The organism is Acinetobacter calcoaceticus ANC 3811 (genome assembly GCF_000399665.1).
GTDB classification, from domain to species: domain Bacteria; phylum Pseudomonadota; class Gammaproteobacteria; order Pseudomonadales; family Moraxellaceae; genus Acinetobacter; species Acinetobacter calcoaceticus_B.
The window spans coordinates 2,169,555-2,185,159 of record NZ_KB976986.1 but is presented as its reverse complement, the minus strand read 5'-3'; the positions used below and the strand labels follow the sequence as shown (position 1 = coordinate 2,185,159).

At 39.1% G+C, this 15,605-nt stretch carries 20 protein-coding genes, 2 tRNA genes and 1 riboswitch; of the genes, 9 read left to right on the top strand and 13 right to left on the bottom strand.

The features are described 5' to 3' along the window. Positions 1-45: 45 nt before the first annotated feature. The 5 genes from rluB to F935_RS11495 all read right to left on the bottom strand — a co-directional run bounded on the left by rluB (position 46) and on the right by F935_RS11495 (position 3,986). A complete protein-coding gene (gene rluB / locus F935_RS11515; RefSeq protein ID WP_016139085.1) occupies positions 46-969 on the bottom strand; it encodes a 23S rRNA pseudouridine(2605) synthase RluB in 924 nt (307 codons plus the stop codon). A gap of 41 nt (positions 970-1,010) precedes the next feature. Then, entirely contained in the window at positions 1,011-1,604 is a 594-nt protein-coding gene (gene scpB / locus F935_RS11510) for an SMC-Scp complex subunit ScpB (protein WP_016139084.1), read from the bottom strand. Next, positions 1,601-2,392 carry a segregation and condensation protein A gene (locus F935_RS11505; protein ID WP_035366239.1) on the bottom strand — a complete coding sequence of 264 codons (792 nt, stop codon included), beginning with the start codon at positions 2,390-2,392 and terminating at the stop codon, positions 1,601-1,603. Before F935_RS11505 ends, scpB begins: the two co-directional genes overlap by 4 nt. Positions 2,393-2,616: 224 nt before the next feature. Further along, positions 2,617-3,234, bottom strand: a complete 618-nt coding sequence (locus F935_RS11500; RefSeq protein WP_003653356.1) for an L-threonylcarbamoyladenylate synthase — start codon at positions 3,232-3,234, stop codon at positions 2,617-2,619. An 89-nt stretch (positions 3,235-3,323) separates the two neighbouring features. Then, on the bottom strand, positions 3,324-3,986 hold the full coding sequence (locus F935_RS11495; protein WP_016139082.1) for an elongation factor P hydroxylase: 663 nt from the start codon (positions 3,984-3,986) through the stop codon (positions 3,324-3,326). A gap of 96 nt (positions 3,987-4,082) precedes the next feature. On the opposite strand from F935_RS11495, the gene F935_RS11490 reads away from it, so the two are divergent. The 6 genes from F935_RS11490 to lysM all read left to right on the top strand — a co-directional run bounded on the left by F935_RS11490 (position 4,083) and on the right by lysM (position 7,755). Beyond that, the gene (locus F935_RS11490; protein WP_016139081.1) at positions 4,083-4,643 is read left to right on the top strand and encodes a YceD family protein; all 561 of its coding nucleotides are present in this window, start codon (positions 4,083-4,085) and stop codon (positions 4,641-4,643) included. A gap of 74 nt (positions 4,644-4,717) precedes the next feature. Beyond that, entirely contained in the window at positions 4,718-4,903 is a 186-nt protein-coding gene (gene rpmF, locus F935_RS11485; protein ID WP_000290730.1) for a 50S ribosomal protein L32, read from the top strand. A 151-nt stretch (positions 4,904-5,054) separates the two neighbouring features. Beyond that, complete coding sequence (gene fabD / locus F935_RS11480; protein WP_016139080.1) at positions 5,055-6,041, top strand: ACP S-malonyltransferase; 987 nt, start codon at positions 5,055-5,057, stop codon at positions 6,039-6,041. Beyond that, entirely contained in the window at positions 6,038-6,772 is a 735-nt protein-coding gene (fabG, locus tag F935_RS11475) for a 3-oxoacyl-ACP reductase FabG (protein ID WP_016139079.1), read from the top strand. Before fabD ends, fabG begins: the two co-directional genes overlap by 4 nt. Positions 6,773-6,856: 84 nt before the next feature. Further along, complete coding sequence (acpP, locus tag F935_RS11470) at positions 6,857-7,093, top strand: acyl carrier protein (RefSeq protein WP_004641570.1); 237 nt, start codon at positions 6,857-6,859, stop codon at positions 7,091-7,093. 188 nt (positions 7,094-7,281) lie between these two features. After that, the gene (gene lysM, locus F935_RS11465) at positions 7,282-7,755 is read left to right on the top strand and encodes a peptidoglycan-binding protein LysM (protein WP_016139078.1); all 474 of its coding nucleotides are present in this window, start codon (positions 7,282-7,284) and stop codon (positions 7,753-7,755) included. A gap of 43 nt (positions 7,756-7,798) precedes the next feature. Here the strand turns inward: lysM and F935_RS11460 are convergent, their stop codons facing one another. Next, positions 7,799-8,566: a hydroxymethylpyrimidine/phosphomethylpyrimidine kinase gene (locus F935_RS11460; RefSeq protein ID WP_016139077.1), complete on the bottom strand. Its 768-nt coding sequence runs from the start codon at positions 8,564-8,566 to the stop codon at positions 7,799-7,801. 97 nt (positions 8,567-8,663) lie between these two features. Here F935_RS11460 and F935_RS11455 point away from each other — a divergent pair, with 97 nt between their 5' ends. Continuing rightward, entirely contained in the window at positions 8,664-9,338 is a 675-nt protein-coding gene (locus F935_RS11455) for an HAD-IA family hydrolase (RefSeq protein WP_016139076.1), read from the top strand. A gap of 59 nt (positions 9,339-9,397) precedes the next feature. Here F935_RS11455 and ribB read toward each other — a convergent pair whose 3' ends face one another. Then, the gene (gene ribB / locus F935_RS11450; protein ID WP_016139075.1) at positions 9,398-10,057 is read right to left on the bottom strand and encodes a 3,4-dihydroxy-2-butanone-4-phosphate synthase; all 660 of its coding nucleotides are present in this window, start codon (positions 10,055-10,057) and stop codon (positions 9,398-9,400) included. Between the two features lie 90 nt (positions 10,058-10,147). Then, positions 10,148-10,298: riboswitch (FMN riboswitch) on the bottom strand. 176 nt (positions 10,299-10,474) lie between these two features. Here ribB and F935_RS11445 point away from each other — a divergent pair. Together F935_RS11445 and F935_RS11440 are read left to right on the top strand one after the other, a co-directional pair. Further along, positions 10,475-12,256: a DUF2157 domain-containing protein gene (locus tag F935_RS11445; protein ID WP_016139074.1), complete on the top strand. Its 1,782-nt coding sequence runs from the start codon at positions 10,475-10,477 to the stop codon at positions 12,254-12,256. Continuing rightward, on the top strand, positions 12,256-12,807 hold the full coding sequence (locus F935_RS11440; RefSeq protein ID WP_016139073.1) for a GDYXXLXY domain-containing protein: 552 nt from the start codon (positions 12,256-12,258) through the stop codon (positions 12,805-12,807). The genes F935_RS11445 and F935_RS11440 overlap by 1 nt, the downstream gene beginning before the upstream one ends. Before the next feature lie 56 nt (positions 12,808-12,863). Here F935_RS11440 and panD read toward each other — a convergent pair whose 3' ends face one another. The 6 genes from panD to F935_RS11410 form a co-directional block, all read right to left on the bottom strand. Continuing rightward, positions 12,864-13,244: an aspartate 1-decarboxylase gene (gene panD, locus F935_RS11435; RefSeq protein WP_002120296.1), complete on the bottom strand. Its 381-nt coding sequence runs from the start codon at positions 13,242-13,244 to the stop codon at positions 12,864-12,866. A 136-nt stretch (positions 13,245-13,380) separates the two neighbouring features. Next, positions 13,381-13,962: an aminoacyl-tRNA hydrolase gene (gene pth / locus F935_RS11430; RefSeq protein ID WP_003653332.1), complete on the bottom strand. Its 582-nt coding sequence runs from the start codon at positions 13,960-13,962 to the stop codon at positions 13,381-13,383. Between the two features lie 20 nt (positions 13,963-13,982). Further along, positions 13,983-14,279 (bottom strand): 50S ribosomal protein L25, encoded by a 297-nt coding sequence (gene rplY, locus F935_RS11425; protein WP_016139072.1) that lies wholly within the window; start codon positions 14,277-14,279, stop codon positions 13,983-13,985. Between the two features lie 96 nt (positions 14,280-14,375). Next, positions 14,376-15,326: a ribose-phosphate pyrophosphokinase gene (locus tag F935_RS11420; protein WP_016139071.1), complete on the bottom strand. Its 951-nt coding sequence runs from the start codon at positions 15,324-15,326 to the stop codon at positions 14,376-14,378. Positions 15,327-15,362: 36 nt separating this feature from the next. Continuing rightward, a tRNA-Gln gene (locus F935_RS11415) sits at positions 15,363-15,437 on the bottom strand. 91 nt (positions 15,438-15,528) lie between these two features. Next, positions 15,529-15,603, bottom strand: a tRNA-Gln gene (locus F935_RS11410). Positions 15,604-15,605: the final 2 nt, after the last annotated feature.

Genomic DNA, 15,605 nt, shown 5'->3' with positions numbered 1-15,605 from the left:
AACCGCTCTGATTTGAGCGGTTTTTTTTACATATTATTCAATATTTTAGAATTTCTTAGAACCACGGTTAAAACCAGTCGATTTACGTTGGTTACCCGTGTTAACAGGAGCTTCATTTTCTTCATCACGACGTTGTTGACGTAAGTAACCGCCACGACGAGCTGCCATTGGCTTTTCGGTCATACGGTCAGTACGGCGTTTTGCCATACCAAATAGACCTGTGCCTTGACGTGGTTTTAACTCAACAGATTTTGCTAAGTTATCGATGTCATTTTTATCGAGTTCCATCCAGCGGCCAGTACGTAATTCGCGTGGTAAAATAACTGTACCGTAGCGCGTACGTAATAAGCGGCTTACTTTAAGTTCTTGTGATTCAAAAATACGACGAACCTCACGGTTACGACCTTCTTTCACGACAACTTGGTACCAGCGGTTAATACCTTCACCACCAATTTCTGAGAAAGACTCAAATTTAGCTGGACCATCTTCAAGCTCTACACCAGTTACCATTTTTTGGCGTATTTTAGGCGTTACTTCACCCATAACTCGAACAGCATATTCACGTTCAATTTCATTTGATGGATGCATTAAGCGATTAGCAAGCTCGCCATCATTTGTAAATAATAATAAACCAGTACTGTTAATATCTAAACGACCTACCATTACCCAGCGGTCATTCGCAATTTGTGGTAAATGATCAAATACGGTTGGGCGTTTTTCAGGATCATTACGTGAACAAATTTCACCTTCTGGCTTATAGTAAATCAATACACGGCGACGAATTTCGTCTTCAATTTGAAACTGAACTTTACGGCCATCAATGCGTAATTCATCGCCTGGTTCAATACGTTCACCCACTTGGGCAACACGGCCGTTTACACTCACGCGTCCTGCGGCAATAACCTCTTCCATATATCGGCGGGAACCTAATCCGATTCGCGCTAATACTTTTTGCAATTTTTCACTCATGACAGCACAACCTTAGACATAATGATCAACAGTCCACCTCTTTATGATTTCGGTGCATTTGCATCGAGAGCCATAAAGGCTTCCTTGGCGTTCTGTAGGGGAGGCAATTGGCCTATCGAAGCTAGACCAAAAGCATTCAGAAACTGTGGCGTTGTAATTAACAACGCGGGTCTTCCGGGTAAATCTCTAAAACCGGCTTCTTTAATCCAGTTCCAGTCAAATAGTGTTCTAAGAATCTGACTATTATTAGACACACCACGAATTTGTTCAATATCTGCGCGGGTAACCGGTTGATGATAAGCAATGACGGCCAGCGTTTCTAGTAATGAAGGCGACAGTTTAGTTGGTCGCTCTGGCCAAATTTGCGCAATAATACTACGATATTTAGATCTTACCTGAAAGCGAAACCCTTGCGCTGTTTCAATCAATTCAATAGATCGGCCGTGTTGTAATAGCGCGAGCTGTTGTAAGAGTTGACGAAGCTGTTGTTTATTATACTGATTATTAAATGCTTCTTTTAAGCGTGCAATTGAAACGGGCGCATCACTGGCAAAAATAATTGCTTCAAGTTGTAATAAAACTTCGTGATGAATGTCGGCTAATGACAAATCAGTATTATTTTGTTCAAAACTCATATTGAAGATCCTTGAATTGCTAAAGGAGCTTCAATACCAGAGGCAATAATTTTAACTCGCTGTTGACGGGTTAACTCTAAAACAGCCATAAATGTAACAACCATTCCCATGCGACCTTGCAGAGGATTGAGTAATTCTTTAAAACTTAACACGTCACCAGACTCTAATTTCTCTTCAATATATGCAATGCGTTCTTCGAGTAATACAGGCTCTTGAGCTACAACATGAACAACAGGTTCTGGGCGGTTAAATATACAGAACAATGCATCATGTAATGCTGAAATATCATAGCCTTCGTAAACAGGAGCGATATGACCTAAGCTCACATTTGCATTGAATGTATCACGCTCAAGAATTGGCATTTGACCTAAACGTTCTGCCGCTTGCTTAATGCGTAGATAGGTTTCAAGTCGATCAATCAGGTCCTGCTTGGGATCTTTTTCAATACTGATCGTTGTTGGCTTTGGTAAAAGTAGACGCGACTTTAAATCAGCTAATAAGGCTGCCATCACCATATAATCAGCGGTTAGCTCAATATTTAAGGATTTCATGCTATCCATATAGGTTAAATATTGACTTGCTATAGGAGCAATATCGACTTGAATTAAATCAAAACCGTTTTTTTGAATCAGATAAATTAAAAAATCTAGCGGACCTTCAAACTGTTCGAGCAAAATCTCAAATGCAGCAGGAGGAATATAGAGATCTTCAGGAATCTTGTCATGCCACTCATCTAAAACACGGATGTGTGGAGCGTCTTCCATGGATTGATGAAGTGATTGATTCATTACGATTATAAGCCACGCGAATTTTCAAAAGCATGAGACTTGTTATTCAAGTCAAAGAGAGCTGTAAATAGAAGAACAGCAGATAGTGGCGATCATTCTAAATGAATTGTGCCTTTTAATAAATTAATTAACGACTAAAGTGTAAAAAAAATCCAAAATAAATAAAGAGTATTTTCTTGAGTGATAATACTTTTTTTAAAACTGTTGGTGAAAATTGTAAGTGCTTATTCAAAAGCACTTACATCTCCAATACCACGGCGGATAATTTCAGGATGTTCACCTGATAAGTCGACAATACTTGTGCTTGTTAAAGTACCGAAACCACCATCAATAAATACATCAATTCGCTTATCTAACTGATTTTCAATATCGTATGGATCATCGAGTGGGTCTTCTTGGCCTGGTAAAATTAATGTACTGGTGAGTAGAGGTTCACCAAGTTCTTTTAATAAAGCCTGACAAATTGGGTTGCTTGGAATACGTAAACCAATGGTTTTCTTTTTAGGATGCATTAACCTACGCGGAACTTCACTGGTTGCCGGTAAAATAAAAGTCGTAATGGCTGGGGTGTTCGCTTTCAATAGCCGATAAGTTGCATTATCAACTTTTGCATAAGTTGCAATATCAGATAAATCACAGCACATAATTGCATATTGGTGCTTTGGCCCTAAACCGCGAATCTGCGCAATACGTTCCATAGCATTTTTATTACCGATCTGACAGCCAATTGCATAGGCAGCATCGGTAGGGTAAACCACAACATCTCCGGCACGAATGCGTTCAACCGCTTGGCTAATGAGGCGTTGCTGTGGATTTTCAGGATGTACATGTAAATGCATCATATTTTAGAGACTCCATCACGCCAGTGTTAAAATAATTATTAGGCTTTTTAAATAACCTATGCAAGTGATTAACGTGGTTTTTTTGTCAATTAATCAAGGAGTTCACGTTTAAATTCATTTGATTGTAATGCTATGCCTGAACGTGTACATTGGCAAATAAAACCAATAAATGCTGCTGCATCACGCGGTAACTTGGCTTCACCTGAAAAATAACGTTGTACTTGAGCATAAACATTATCTTTAAATATTTTGCCATCTCCGCCATCACCTGTCAGGTTATCAAGCGAGACTCTAAACTTTCTACCAAAAGACTGCGCAAATAACCATTCAATTGCCTGCGGCTTAATTTCTACTTGTTCAAATAGACTTTGTTGTTCTTGCGTACGGCCATCGGGAGCGTACCAATATCCTAGATCGGGTAATAGGCGGCGTTTTTCGCCAGCAATTGACCAATGACTGATTTCATGTAACGCGCTGTTCAAAAAACCGTGGGCGAATTGGATTTTAGCCGGACCCTGATTTGTTGCTGGGAAATATTCTGGTTCAAAATCTCCACGAACTAATGTCACATTATGGTGGGAAAACCAGTGATTAAAGTGTAAAATAAGCCAATCGACTTGCTCAGACTCCGATTTTGAGCTTGACCATGGTGAGAGTTGCACTATGTCAGGTACAAGCGTGTTCTGATGAGTTGAATGGGTGCAAACGAGTAATGAAGTGTTAACTTCAGGTTGCGGCTGCAACAGGTGCATTGCTTAATTTACCCCGAGTTCTGTCTAAAGAAGTGCAAAATTGTATCTTAATCTTTGACAGAGTACCGATGAATTTGTAGAATTGCCGCCTTAATTATGTCAGCAAATACCTTTCCGGCACAGATTGAGCCGTTTAAATGGGCTGAACAAGGCTTTACATGGTCAGGTCAACTGTCCTTGTCTCGCTTTGCTCGTATCGCTCGTGAAGCTGTTGGATCAATTGATAATCAATTGGTCAACATAGACTGTAAGCTATCAATGGATGCATATCATCGCATTGTGTGGATGGATGGTCATATAGACACGATAGTTTTAATGGAGTGCCAACGTTGTTTGGAACCTGTTGAAATACCTCTTGTCTTAGACTTTCATATTGCATTAATAGATGATGAGTCACTGATAGAGCGCTTGGATGAGGATGCTGATTTCATCGTTTTAGGTGAAAGTGAGTCTTCGACGAAAGGCGATTATGATACGCCTGCCTCGATTAACTTGCTCGCATTACTAGAAGATGAACTGTTATTGTTGGTGCCTTTATCTCCCAAGCATGATGCTTGTGAAAATAAACATCAACCTACCGTTCAAGATGTTGTTGAAGAAAAACGGGATAATCCGTTTGATGTTTTGGCAGGTTTGAAGGGTAAACTTAACTCATAATTTGTGATATAATTGTGAGATAAGACAACTGAATTTGTTCTGATCCATTTTTTCGATCTTTGTAAGGAGCCATCATGGCCGTTCAGCAAAACCGTAAAAGTCGCTCTCGCCGTGACATGCGCCGTTCACATGACGCTTTAACCGAGAATGCATTAACAGTAGACCAAGCAACTGGTGAGACTCATCGTCGTCATCACGTTACTAAAGACGGTTTCTACCGTGGTCGTCAATTATTCGCTAAAGCAGCTGATGCTGAATAATTGTATGATATGCATTAAGCGTGATGCTTAAGTATAGAAAAAATGGGAGCGAAAGCTCCCTTTTTTTGTTGTTTTTCGCAATTATAAAAATATAAATAACATGTTAAATTTCCGCTCCAGAAATGAGTGAAAACCCAAAAAAGGATTTCTTATGTCTGCTAAACGTCTTGAACAAGTAGCTTTAGCCACAAAAACTGCGTTTGTGTTTCCTGGTCAAGGTTCACAAAAAGTCGGTATGCTTGCTGAACTAGCAGAACAGTTTAGTGGGGTTGGGCAAACCTTTGCTGAAGCTTCGGATGCACTTGGATTCGATCTGTGGCATATTGCGCAAAGTGGCGAAGGCCTCAACCAAACAGAAAATACCCAACCTGTGTTATTAACTGCCAGTATCGCTCTATGGCGTGTATGGCTTGATTTAGGTGGTCTGGCACCTAAGTACCTTGCAGGACATTCTCTAGGTGAATACAGCGCTTTAGTTGCTGCAGGATCTATGAGCTTGGCAGATGCAGTGAAACTCGTGAATTTGCGTGGCAAACTCATGCAAAGCGCTGTTCCTCAAGGGCAAGGAGCTATGGCTGCAATCCTTGGTTTGGCTGATGAAAAAGTGGTTGAACTTTGCCAAATCGTGAATGCAGAAGGTCAAGGCTCAGTAGAAGCTGCAAACTATAATTCACAAGGCCAAGTCGTAATTGCTGGAAGTACAGCATCTGTACAACAAGTAATGGCTTTGGCAAAAGAGCAGTCTGCTAAGGCAATTGCTTTACCTGTGTCAGTTCCTTCGCATTGTTCATTGATGAAACCTGCTGCTGAAAAATTTGCAGAAGCTTTGGAACAAACTGCCATTGAGCTGCCTACCATACCTGTAATACAAAATGTCAACGCGGGAATAGCTACCGATGTTGCTCAATTGCGTCAGGCATTAACTGCTCAATTGTACCAATCTGTACAATGGACAGACACGATGCAGTTTTTACAGGATGAAGGTATTCACTACGTTGTTGAGTGTGGACCTGGTACAGTATTGAGTAATCTCGCGAAGCGTTTACCAAATATAGAAAAAGCTTTTGCTATCGATAGCAAGAGTAAAATAGAAGATGCCCTAAATGCTGTTTTAGTGGCAGAAGGAAAAATTGCATGACACAAGAACGCAAAGTTGCATTAGTAACGGGCGCGAGTCGGGGCATTGGCGCTGCTATTGCCCAGCAACTTATTCAAGACGGTTATTTTGTTGTAGGTACTGCGACATCTGAATCTGGTGCACAAAAGCTAAGTGAAAGCTTTGGTGAGCAAGGGGCAGGTTTAGCTCTCGATGTGCGTAATCTCGATGAGATTGAAGCAGTCGTTTCTCATATTGAACAAAACTATGGCCCTGTGCTTATTTTGGTTAATAATGCGGGTATCACGAAAGACAATTTATTGCTACGCATGTCAGAAGATGATTGGGATGACATTCTCAATATTCACCTTAAAGCCGTATATCGTTTATCTAAACGTGTGCTTAAAGGTATGACAAAAGCGCGCTTTGGCCGCATTATTAATATTAGTTCTGTTGTTGCGCACTTTGCAAACCCAGGTCAAGCGAACTACTCTGCTGCAAAAGCAGGTATTGAAGCGTTTAGCCGCAGTCTTGCAAAAGAAATGGGTAGCCGCCAAATCACTGTGAACAGTGTGGCACCAGGTTTCATTGCAACAGAAATGACAGATGCACTTAGTGAAGACATTCGCAAAAAAATGAGTGATCAAGTGGCTTTAAATCGCTTAGGTGAGCCACAAGATATCGCAAATGCGGTGAGTTTCCTTGCAAGTGATAAAGCAGGTTACATTACCGGTACGGTATTACATGTAAATGGTGGTTTATACATGGCCTAAGGCTGATGTATAAACTTTTAAATTTTTTTATATTCAATTAAACTAGTGGCAAATCAAACGCCACGAGCAATGAGGAGAATTCCTGTGAGCGATATCGAACTACGCGTTAAACAAGCAGTTGCAGAACAACTTGGTCTTAAAGCTGAAGAGATTAAAAACGAAGCATCTTTTATGGATGACTTAGGTGCTGACTCTTTAGATCTAGTTGAACTTGTAATGTCTTTCGAAAACGACTTCGACATCACTATCCCTGATGAAGATTCTAACGAAATCACTACAGTTCAATCTGCAATTGACTATGTAACTAAAAAACTTGGTTAATTCGCATATTGCTGAATAAAAAGAAGGCCACCGTAAGGTGGCTTTTTTTATTTGAGCAAAATAAAAGAAGAGATACATATTTTTACAAGATCAACCTCAATTGATAGCAGAGGTGTCTCTTTTTTCACGTATAACAATAAGGGTCAGTTTAATGACTTTATTATAAACAAGAATATGAGGACTAAAAGATGGGTCTTTTTGATTTTGTAAAAGGTATTGGTAAGAAAAATACCGCACCAGCAGAACCACAACCAGCTCCAGCAACACCAGCAGAACCTTCTGCACAAGAAATCGCAAATAAATTATTAGGTTTAATTAAAAGCTTAGGTTTAGGGGTAGAAGGCTTATCTGTAACCTATAATGGTTCAACTGATACTGCGACTATTAATGGTCAAGTACAAAGCCAAGCAGATAAAGAAAAAATTATTCTTATTGTTGGGAATATTGATCATGTGGCACATGTAGATGATCAAATGACTGTTGCAACTCCTGAACCAGAAAGCAAATTTTATACAGTGAAATCTGGTGATAACCTTTCAAAAATTGCTAAAGAATTTTACGGTGATGCAAATCAGTATCCAAAAATCTTTGAAGCAAATAAACCAATGTTAAAAGATCCAGATGAGATTTTCCCTGGTCAGGTTTTACGTATTCCTCAATAATTGAGGGTAATAAAAAAGGCGCTTTTAGCGCCTTTTTTCTTTTTTAAAATCTTTTTGGTATTTTTTGCCCATTTGGTACTGGAGTGTCGGCGTTCTTTAAAACACCAAATAACCATGTTTCAGCATGCTGAACTGCAATTTTTAAAGAATCACTTAAAGCTAAACGACCAGCAATAAAACTAGCTAAAGAACAACCTGAACCGTGATACTCACCATCTAAGCGTGGGCAACTGCTGCTCGCCGCAAGTTCACCATTAATATATAAACTATTTTTTATATGATCTGGTGTATCTTCGTGTCCACCTTTAACTAATACAGCTTTAGCACCCATTTCGAAAAGTTTTTTGGTTGCTTGTTCTAAGTCAGCAATGCCTGTTAGAGCACGTAATTCGACTGTATTGGGAGTAATAATAGTGGCTAGGGGAATAAGCTCAACAAATGCTTTAACGAGAGTCGCTTGATCACCTAAAGAACCACCACTATTTGCGACCAAAACAGGGTCAAGTACATATTGATAGTCTGGATGTGCGCGAAGAAACTCAGCTAGAGCAGCAATATTATCTGTAGTGCCGAGCATGCCTGACTTAACGCATTTAATTGGTAAATCACCTACAACGGCATTTGCTTGAGCTAATAATAGTTCTTTTGAGGTTGCTTCGAAGCCGAATACTTGTTGTGAGTTTTGAATGGTGAGGGCTGTACATGCAATTGCTGCATGAGCACCACTTTGTCCAATCGCTTCAATATCAGCTTGTAAACCTGCACCACCTGAAGGGTCTAAACCCGAGAAACAAAGTACGGTTGGACGCACGGTTATTTCCTTTTCAATTTAAATTTACGTTAGTATAAGAGAGTTTGATTAAACTCTCGACCAATTGAATTAAATACTTTACTGGGTTAGTGATTGAATGGCTATAAAACATATTTTGATTGATTTAGATGGAACTCTAACAGACCCAAAAGTTGGTATCCATACTTCAATTCGCTATGCAATGGATAAACTGGGATATCCTTTAGCTGTCGATTTAAATATTGACTGGACAATTGGCCCCCCGTTAAAAGCGTCATTAGCAAAACTGTTAGCTACTCAAGATGATGCTTTGGCTGAGCAAGCATTACTTGCTTATCGTGAGCGCTTTTCAGTTACGGGCTTATTTGAGAATGAAGTATATCCATCAGTTGCCCAAACGCTTAATGCATTAAAAGAAGAAGGTTATCGTTTATTTGTTGCCACTGCTAAACCAACGATTTATGCAAAACGTATCTTGGATCATTTTGACTTAAGCCAATATTTTGTACATATTTATGGTAGTGAGTTAACAGGCGAGCGGACTAATAAAGCTGAACTCATTCATTATATTCTTGAACATGAGCAACTAAATCCTGAAGAATGTTTAATGGTGGGTGATCGCCAATACGATATTTTGGGTGCTCGCCATAATGGTATTGAAGCAGTTGCAGTGACTTATGGTTATGGAACACCAGAGGAACTTGAACAAGCACAGCCTAAAGCAACGATTGCGCAATTTTCTGAACTTTTGGACTATGTTGAAGAGCAGGCAGCACAAAAGAAAGTATCTTAAATATTATTAAATTTTAATTTAAAGGTTTGGCTTTGATATAAAGCCAAACCTTTTTTCATTTAAATACCGTGTTGTTGGCGGTATTGAACAAGTTCTTCAATTGTAATCACAGTTAGGTGATGAGTTTGAGCATATGCCAAAACTTGAATGCCAGATGCCATAGTGCCATCTGGATTGGTTAATTCACATAACACGCCAGCAGGTTTAAGCCCAGCCAGTCTTGCTAGATCAATTGTTCCCTCGGTATGACCTCGACGAGTAAGTACTCCACCATTACGGGCACGTAAAGGAAAAACATGGCCCGGACGGTTAAGATCACTTGGGACAACACCATCTTTAATTGCAGTTTGAATGGTAGTCACACGGTCTTTAGCAGAAACACCTGTGGTAACACCTTGAGCTGCTTCAATAGTGACTGTAAAAGCAGTATGGAACTGGCTTGAGTTGTGAGAAACCATTGGGGGAAGTTCTAGATGATCTGCTAGCTCTTCTGTAAGGCATAAACATACGATACCCGAACCATCACGAATCATACGTGCCATTGTTTCTACTGTTAAAGTTTCGGCTGCAACAATTAAATCTGCTTCATTTTCGCGATCGAAGTCATCCATAACCAAGACTGGTTTGCCTTGACGGATATCTTCTAATGCTTGTTGAATACGTTGTTCAGCAGGAGAGAGGGCTGAGAAAAAAAGTTCTGGTTGAATTAAGCTAGACATAATGAAACGCTCTCGTAAAAATACGGTTGAACATTTCAGGACTGATGTAAAAACAGGCTGGCACTGAAATAAAACGGATTTATCCCAGTTCGTCGTCTTCTTTCATCCGGACTATACCGTCGGCTTTGGAGTTTCACCAAATCTGCTCAAATTACACAATTTAAGCTCGTGGGCTTGTTAATCTAATCATAAAAATTAACTTTACCACCGGTGGGGAATTACACCCCGCCCTGAAGCGATGGGTTTTATTATAGCGCGCTTGATAAAATTGGCTAGATGCATTTGTAGAATGCTAAGTTTCTTTATGAATAAGTATTTTCATAAACAGAATTAGGCTTTTTAACAAGAGCTTACTTGTTGATATGAAAATGGAATGCTATGTTTTTTATAGAAAATTATAAATAAAATAGGTGTTTCATGCAGATAAGAGACGATTATCCCCTTAGGAATACTTTATTTATTCAGCATCTCCATATTTTCAGTTATGTATTTATGGCGGTCGGTATTCTTTATTTAATTGCTGCTAACTGGTTAATGCTTCCAGACAGTATTCAGCTAGCCATCCCACCACTTATATTACTTGTGATAGCATGGTTCAGCGTAAAAGATACCTTAAGTGAAGGAGTTAGGCAGACTTTACATGGTGTTTGCGGTTTGATGGTAGGCTTAAGTTTGGCTGTAATCGGGCAGGTTTATCAAACTGGTGCAGACAGTTATCTGCTTTTCTTAATTTGGACATTACTTTTACTACCGTGGTTATATCGACCGAATATTGGAATCTTTGCTTTAATTTGTATTACCAGTCAGCTCACACTTTTTTTATTTTTTAAGCAGACTTTTTGGTCAGAAAAATTTCCTTATTTATATTTATTTGCTCTAAATTTATTAAGCCTTATCGAGTTTTGGATATGTATAAAGAGATATCCTGCTTTACGTTTCGTCTTTATTGCTTGGTTTGCAGTTATTTCGATAACGGGAATGATCCAGTTTTTATCAAGTGAACATATTCCTTACCTGATCTCTGCTTTCTTTGCTGGAATAATCGCTTTTTATTATTTTTTCAAAAAAGACGATCAGCTATGTGCTAGTTTAATGGCTGCCGTTCTCGGTGTGACCGCAACAATATGGCTTGTAGATGGCATTAATAACTTATTTAAAGATTCTAATGAGTTCATCTTTTTATTAATTGCGGGCATTATTTTTATTTGGTTTGCATTAATTAGTTATTTTCTAATAAAAATCTTTCGTCAAAGCCGCTTTTATGTAATTCCTTTAGCAATTGGTGCTTGGCTTGCAGGTCTGGCACTTGCTGCTTTTACACTAGTATTTTGGGAAGCTGTTTCTTTAGTTATAGGGGCTATTTTTGTTTGTATAGCCGCTATTTTATTGAAAAAAACCCAACATCACTTCATTCGCCAATTTGCCTATTGTTTATTTATTAGTGGGCAGACCGCTTTTTTATTTCATCTTGGTTCAGAAACAGATCAAATTCTATGGGTTTTAATTGCACAGATTTTTATTCTATTTGTGAGTTATTTCCTTAAACCGCACTGGTTCTTCATTTTAATTCAAATGCTCGCTACATATGGCATAGCTTTTATCTATTTGTTGCAACTAGACCATTTATTGTGGTCAATACATTCTACTCAGATCTATTTAAATTTAACTTTGCTCAGCTACTTGGTTTTTAGCTTGGTACTCTTGCCTAAGAGTGGACCAATAGCTCTATATGAGCGTAGTATTTTGTTATGTGTACTTGCAGTAATTTTGGTAGCTTCTTTCTTTGATGCTTTTGTGGGTTTAGTTCCAGAAATCTCGATAGATCAGCAGATATGGATTTTATATTTACTGCCTAGTATCTGGTTGTTGTGCTTTAGTATTTTTCATTTATATAGACAACTTCAGGGAATCACTTTTTTCGCCTTTTTAATTTTTGGTGCGTTACTTATTGCATTGGGATATTTTGAAATTTTCATTCTGCTTATTATTTTAACGTGGGCATTAAAAAAGCAAGATTATATTGTTTATGGAGTTAGCTTAGCTGTATTTGTTTTAGTGTTCTGGCAGCTCTATTACAACTTACAAGTAACTTTTCTAGCCAAGAGTGCATCAATTTTTATTTCTGGCATTGTATTGTTGGCTTTATATTGGTTACTTCACCATGAAAATCAACGCAATTTGATTGAAGGAGAAAAATAATGAAGAAGTATTTTTCTCTTATTCTTGCACTAGTCACTATCTTGTTTTTTGCCGGATTAGTGGCGAAAAACGAATGGCATCTGCATCATAGTAAAAGTATTTTTATTGAACTCAGGCCTGTTGATCCTCGTTCAATTTTACAAGGTGACTATATGGCACTGGCTTATGAATTAAATTTACAATCTCTTAAAGCTCTTGCAGGAAGTGAGAGTGATGCTCTAGATCAGGTGATTTTTAATCGTTCATCTGTTCCAGCAAAAGTTATTTTGGATTCACAAAATCGTGTAGTTCGTACAGTTTTAGATATCAATAATTCATTTGCTGGACAAAGATTAATTTTAAAAAATCCTGAAAATCGTTTACAGGCTTTATATCCCGCTTCACGAAGTTTCTTGTTTGCCGAAGGTTTAGCTCAATGCTATGAGAAAGCAAAATATGCTGAATTTAAGGTAAATACAAAAGGAGAGGCGATTCTGTTTGATTTACGAGGAGAGGGGCTTCAACCATTGAATTGCAAACAGCAAAAGAATTGGTGGGAAGGAACTATTTAGGATTTATAAAATTATAAAAGCCCGTTAATGCGGGCTTTTTTTATTCTTAGAATAAATTAGGCAACTTGAACAGGAATACAATTCGCTGTGTGATTGACTGTATTATTGGGGTTTGCATAGACCAAACGTGGTTTATGAATATTTGCTTCAGCTTCAGTAAAATCACCAAATGTAGCAATAATGACTAAATCACCAACGTCTGCCTGATGTGCAGCACCGCCGTTTACTGAAATAATTCCAGAGTTATCTTCACCACGAATCGCATAGGTCGTGAAGCGTTTGCCATTGGTTACATTCCAAACATGAATTTCTTCATATTCACGAATACCAGCTAAGTCCATCAATACGCCATCAATTGCACAAGAACCTTCATAGTGAAGTTCAGCATGTGTTACAACTGCACGGTGAATTTTGCATTTTAATAAACGAGATAGCATGGCTAGCGTCTCCTAAGTAGACCTAAGAAGATTAAGATCTTATGGTGAAATCTATATAGCTTTTGCGGTTGGCAAAGTGGCTGATGCGCATTTTGCTCTTAAAAAAGCAAGATAGCAAGCTTGATTGTTCAACAATTTATGTGGGTTTATATGCATTAATTTGATTCATGGCCTGTGGAACTTGACCTTGAACAAGTAGTTTCACTTTAGAAAGGGCATGATCAATTGCTGCATCCATCAGACTTTGTTCACTACTTGGTGCTTTACCAAGTACATGACCTGAAACTCTCTCTTTCGAGCCAGGGTGTCCGATACCAATACGTAAACGATGAAAATTTGGACCAATATGAGGGACAATATCACGTAAACCATTATGACCACCATGTCCTCCGCCTGTTTTTAGACGAATTACACCAGGGTTCATATCAAGTTCATCATGAGCAATCAAAATTGCTTCGGGAGCAATTTGATAAAATTTTGCAAATGGAACTACACTTTGTCCAGAACGGTTCATAAATGTAGTAGGTAGAAGTAGACGGACATCGTGTCCTTCTATATTACCACGTCCACTGATTCCGTGAAATTTCGGATCATTTTTTAATGTAATGCCATACTTATTAGCAAGTTGTTCGATGAACCAAAAACCTGCATTATGGCGGGTTTGGGCATATTCTGAACCAGGATTGCCCAAACCAACAATTAGCGAAATATTTGACACTAATCTACGCCTTTCAACACTTATGCGCGTTTAAAGTCAGCGTGCATAGGAGTGTTTTTCGCTGGGTGACGTTGTAACGCTTGGATTTTAACGTTTTCAACTTTGTCGCCCATTTGGATTTCTATAACTTCTTCAAAGAAAGCATTGTTTTCTAAAGCTTTTACAAGCTGACGAAGTTCTAAAGTAATAGCTACAGGCTCAGCATTTCCACCATAAATGATAGCTGGAATTAATGCTTCGTGACGAAGGCGGCGGCTCGCACCTTTCCCTTGTTTGTCTTCAGCACGCGCTTGAGCGTTTAATACGAAGTTTGCCATGAGTAAATCCTCATTAAAGTTTAAATGTACTAAACTTGCGACCAGTTTAGTGATAGAAAACCCCAGCCAAGGCCAGGGTTTATAAAAGCTGCGGTATTATAAACTATCGAACATCGCACTGATAGATTCTTCGTTATTAATACGACGAATCGTTTCAGCAACCATGCTAGCAACAGAAACCTGACGGATTTTGCCCAAGGTTAATGCTTCTTCAGAAAGAGGAATAGTGTCAGTGACAACTAATTCATCAATAACTGAATTACGTAAGTTTTCAATAGCCTTGCCAGAAAGTACAGGGTGAGTTGCGTATGCAACTACACGGCGTGCACCAAATTGCTTAAGCGCATCAGCTGCTTTACACAATGTACCGGCAGTATCAACCATGTCATCTACAATAACGCAATCACGATCTCGTACGTCACCAATTAAGTGCATAACTTGCGACTCATTGGCTTTTTGACGACGTTTATCAATAATTGCTAAATCGATGTCACCCATTTGTTTGGCAACGGCACGAGCACGTACTACGCCACCAACATCAGGAGAAACCACCATAAGGTTATCATGCTGCTGTTGACGTAAGTCAGCAAGCAAAGCAGGAGTACCATAGATGTTGTCGACTGGAATATCGAAGAAACCTTGAATTTGGTCAGCATGTAAGTCAATCATTACGACACGATCAATACCAACAGTGGTAAGCATGTCTGCAACAACTTTAGCTGTAATCGGTACACGTGCAGAACGTGGACGACGGTCTTGGCGAGCATAACCAAAATAAGGAATAACAGCGGTAATACGACCAGCACTTGCACGACGCAAAGCATCTGCCATAACCAAGATTTCCATAAGGTTATCATTGGTAGGGGCACAAGTAGGCTGAACGATAAATACGTCTTTACCACGAACATTTTCAGTAATTTCTACTGAAATTTCTCCATCAGAAAAGTGACCGACTGATGCAGCACCTAGAGGGATATGTAAGTGACTTACGACTTTTTGAGCGAACTGTGGATGAGCATTTCCACTAAAAACGACAAGATTGGGCATGAAGCACCCTTGGCGGTTGGTATGTAATTAAATAGATGGCAGGGGCGGCTGGATTCGAACCAACGGATGCCGAGATCAAAACCCGGTGCCTTACCACTTGGCGACGCCCCTAATGCGGCAGAACTTTAATATTTTTGCAATACAATGTCAAGATCAATCAACAAAAAGCATGGCAATTAAGTCTGTCTTTAAAATAAGAGAATGGCAGGGGCGGCTGGATTCGAACCAACGGATGCCGAGATCAAAACCCGGTGCCTTACCACTTGGCGACGCCCCTAA